2 protein-coding genes and 1 pseudogene are annotated in these 3,877 nt (G+C 49.0%); 2 read left to right on the plus strand and 1 reads right to left on the minus strand.

The window, feature by feature from the left end:
- The first annotated feature begins 34 nt into the window (after nucleotides 1-34).
- The gene (locus tag RM811_RS19535; RefSeq protein ID WP_402527536.1) at nucleotides 35-475 is read left to right on the plus strand and encodes a gamma carbonic anhydrase family protein; all 441 of its coding nucleotides are present in this window, start codon (nucleotides 35-37) and stop codon (nucleotides 473-475) included.
- 557 nt (nucleotides 476-1,032) lie between these two features.
- Nucleotides 1,033-1,308, plus strand: a pseudogene (gene aceE, locus RM811_RS19540) (pyruvate dehydrogenase (acetyl-transferring), homodimeric type); the annotation flags it as partial.
- A gap of 335 nt (nucleotides 1,309-1,643) precedes the next feature.
- On the opposite strand, the gene RM811_RS19545 reads toward aceE, so the two are convergent.
- Nucleotides 1,644-3,002 (minus strand): WD40 repeat domain-containing protein, encoded by a 1,359-nt coding sequence (locus RM811_RS19545; protein WP_402527535.1) that lies wholly within the window; start codon nucleotides 3,000-3,002, stop codon nucleotides 1,644-1,646.
- Nucleotides 3,003-3,877: the final 875 nt, after the last annotated feature.

Raw genomic sequence — 3,877 nt, forward strand, 5'->3', positions numbered from 1 at the left:
CTCGTGGGCTCGGAGATGTGTATAAGAGACAGCTATTGGAGATGACAGTTCAGTGTGGCCAACGACCGTTATTCGAGGTGATATGCACTCTATCACTATCGGAGCCAGAACCAGTATTCAGGATGGCTCTGTTCTTCATATCACCCACGCCAGCGACTACAACCCTAATGGCTATCCACTGGTGATTGGTGATGATGTAACCATAGGGCATAAAGCTGTTTTGCATGGCTGCACCATCAAAAATCGCTGCCTGATTGGTATTGGAGCCATTATTCTGGACGGAGCAGTGGTGGAAGAAGAGGTGATCGTTGCTGCCGGCTGCCTGGTTCCCCCTGGCAAACGCCTGGAGAGTGGCTTTGTTTACAAAGGAAATCCAGCGACCAAAACCCGGGAAATATCTGAAAAAGAACGGAGTTTCTTTAAATATTCTGCAGACAACTATGTAAAACTGAAAAACCGCTACCTCGATATTTAGCGCTATCTCCCAAGTTAAATAACGACTCATAGATGTATTACGGACCTTAGGGAATTATCATTGTAGAAAGTACCAGCCATCCGTCATTCCCGCGAAGGAGATTGTCGCAAAACTCTCCGAGCTCGTTCCCACGGTCCCCCGTGGGAATGCATACCGAATCCTCCACAAATGAAACAACCTGCATGAAACCCCCACAAACCCAGGCAAAAAGAGGTTGTTCCTCATTCGGCCAGCTCCGGTATGCATTCCCACGCAGAGCATGGGAACGAGGTGTCCGGAGGGTTTTGCGACAGCCTCGAAGGAGGTTGTCGCAAAGGTAATTTGAGCGATCTCGGCGTAGGTCAGTTCGCTTGCGAGCCGACTTGTGGCCCAGCCGCCATGCAACCTGGTGGTGTTTGGTGAGTCCGCTCGTCGGCTTTTAGGCCTTTAGGCTCTCGAGTCCTCGGGTCCCCCTGAACGGGGAATCGACCTACAGATAACCTTTTTCCTCAGCGTCGTCGTGAAACCGACGTTAAGCTGGAAATGCCTGAACTGGGTGATTTTGAAGCGGTGACTAAGGCAGTGGAGTGCGTGAAATCTCCACCACCATGGCTTATGTCCGTATCTTGGGTGTTCTGGCCAAAGACAAGAGCCTTGGCAAGCACATTGTCCCGATCATTCCTGACGAAGCCCGTACCTTTGGTATGGAAGGTATGTTCCGTCAGCTGGGCATATACTCCGCTGAAGGTCAGAACTATGAGCCGGTTAATTCCGATCAGGTGATGTTCTACAAGGAATCCAGACAAGGTCAGATTATCGAAGCGGGTGCTCATGCCGCGTGGATTGCTGCTGCGGAATGCATAGCCAGCCATAAACCTGAATTCAGCAGTTGAGCGCTCTATTTTCTCTACAGCCCTTGGGCGCAAAGTGTCAGGCGTCTTTCCAGGGCTCACCTTTTGGCTGAATGCAGGATTGCTATGGGGTTTTGTGAAAAATCTGGGCGCCCTCAGCTGCGTTGCGGTTTTACGGCCATTGACTGCAAGCCGCGCCTTGCTGAGAACGCCCAGATTTCCCACAAAATCCACATTCAACTGCTGAATTCAGGATAAACACTTTACTTGTTGATGAGGCATGGTGCTACCCCGTATGCAGAGCGCAGGAGCGAGGAAGTTTGGAGTGGCTTCTGAATTCAGGTTGAGGCATCCTCCATGAAGATATGGAGGGTGTGATCACGAGTAACGGTCGCCACAGTGCTGCCATCGGGGCTGAGTCGGGCGTATTTTACCGTGCCTTTATGCGGCAAATCCTGCAGATCCTTCCAGTGGCCTGTCTCATCAACGGCAAGGATACGGGCGATGTTGTCCTTGGCGGTTAACAGACGTTGGCAATCAGGGTAGAACTCTGGTGGGTGCCCGTAACCGTCACAGTGATGTGCAATCTGGGCCGACTCCACAAAGAGAGCCTCATCGCTAAGGGTATAAATAGTGGAGATCTTATTATCGCTGGTTGCCACCAGGTGGCGATCATTGCGGCTGAAGCGGATGGATGCAATAGTATCTGAATGCTTAATCCGCTGTTTTTCTACCCAATTGCCCACATTATTACGAGTAAATATAAGGGAATTGAGTTTATCTTCAAGATCGAGTACCAGGTAGCGGCCACTGTTACTGAACCCGGTTGATGATAATCTATCGTGAGTGTTCGGAATCGAGCTCTGCTTCTTCCAGCAGCTCTTATCAGAAACGAAGATACGGGCAGTACAATCAAAAAGGGTAGTAATCAGCATAGTTTGGCTATCGTGGCTGAACTTGATGTGCTTTATACCTGTAAAACTATTAACGCAGTGATTCAACTCCCAGAGCTTTTTCTCCTCACTATAAACATAAATATTGGTAGGCTTTCCCTTGTTGAAAGTCGTCACCAGGGTGTGGCTATTGGGGGTGAAGAGGCCGTTATGAAAATCATCGGTCCCGACGACGATGAAATGCTGAGGCTTCGAGTTCAAATCGTCGAGATCTTGGATTTCGACGTGACGCTTTAACATGGTCAGCAGGAATTGGTCATTGGGGCTGAAGCAGAATTTTTTAATAACATCCGAATACGACTTCTGGGTATTCTGCAGCAAGTTGCGTTGCTCATCACGGGAAAATAAAGTGCAGAGGCTGCTCTCCCATTCCCCCTTATCATCAGGTCGTAAAATGTAGGTTGCCAGGTAGCGGCTATTGTGGCTGTAGCGTGAGGAAGAAAGCTCGGCAGGCACATCCAAAATCTTGTTCCATTCACCCATACAAAAATCGAAGATAAAGGCTCTCATATCGGCGGAGGAAATCACCAGGCTGCAGCTATCGGGGCTGAAACAGGGGGTGTATCCAAACCGTTTATGGTATTCAAACGTGCACTTGAACCAGGTGGCGTCCTCCTTTTTATAAGTCAAGATATGGGCAGTATTGTCGGAGGTGATCGCCAGGTGGCGGCTATCGCGGCTGTATGCGAGGTCGGTGCGGTGTTTACAGCTAGAGTTTTTCACCTCCTCCAGTTTGCTTGCCATTCTCTTGCACAATGGCTTGCCATCGTCAGGACCACCCCCTAGTGAGATGGACTGATTTAGATGAAACATTTGGTTATCCGGTTTGATAGGTTGTACGGTTGTCTCATTTTTTTTTGGGGGGGGAGGGGGGGTATTAAAATCCGCCAGTAAAAGTTGGTCTGCTCTACTAACATCCATAAGAGCGCCTATTATCTAATTTAAATGTAAGTATTCAACATCGGGCGAATACTGCTGGTTATACTTCTGATTAATAAAACAGGAAAAAGTTCCGCGCCTTAAGTCGCAATAGTCTGGTTTAATATTTTCGAATGACCTCATTCCCACGCTTTTAGGCCCTATGGGTCCTGCGTGGGAATGCATACCGCACCCAGTAGAAATAACAGTCGCGTGAAACTCCGGTACACCCAGGCAGTGTAAGGTTGTCCCTCGTTCTCACCCATTGCCTGTCAATTCAGACTACGGACTATCAGATGGCTCTGTGGCATACGGCAAGTTCCGTATGCATTCCCACGGGGACCGTGGGAACGAGCCCAAGTTTTACCGGCATTTTTCAGATCTGTTTATGGAAATGGTTAAAGCACGCAGAATGAGTTTTGAAGCGTTCCTTGTCGAGATCGTTCAGATTACCATTTGAGACAACCTCCTTCGCGGGGGGCGGCTGGGTGCTAATTTCCTTTTTGTTCTCGCTCTGGTTTGGTTTCCGTGCACTCGTACACTGGGTGATAGTGAGGAACATAAGGTCACCTCCCCCGGGTTTTATATAATGCTTGCGCTATCTTATGTGTACACAATTATGATCAGACAGGTATTGAGACCATGGAGTTGTTTGGTATAAGAGATCTGCGGGAGCGGATGGGTGATCTCTCCCGTACTGC

The organism is Endozoicomonas sp. (genome assembly GCF_031844845.1).
Classification (GTDB): Bacteria; Pseudomonadota; Gammaproteobacteria; order Pseudomonadales; family Endozoicomonadaceae; genus Endozoicomonas.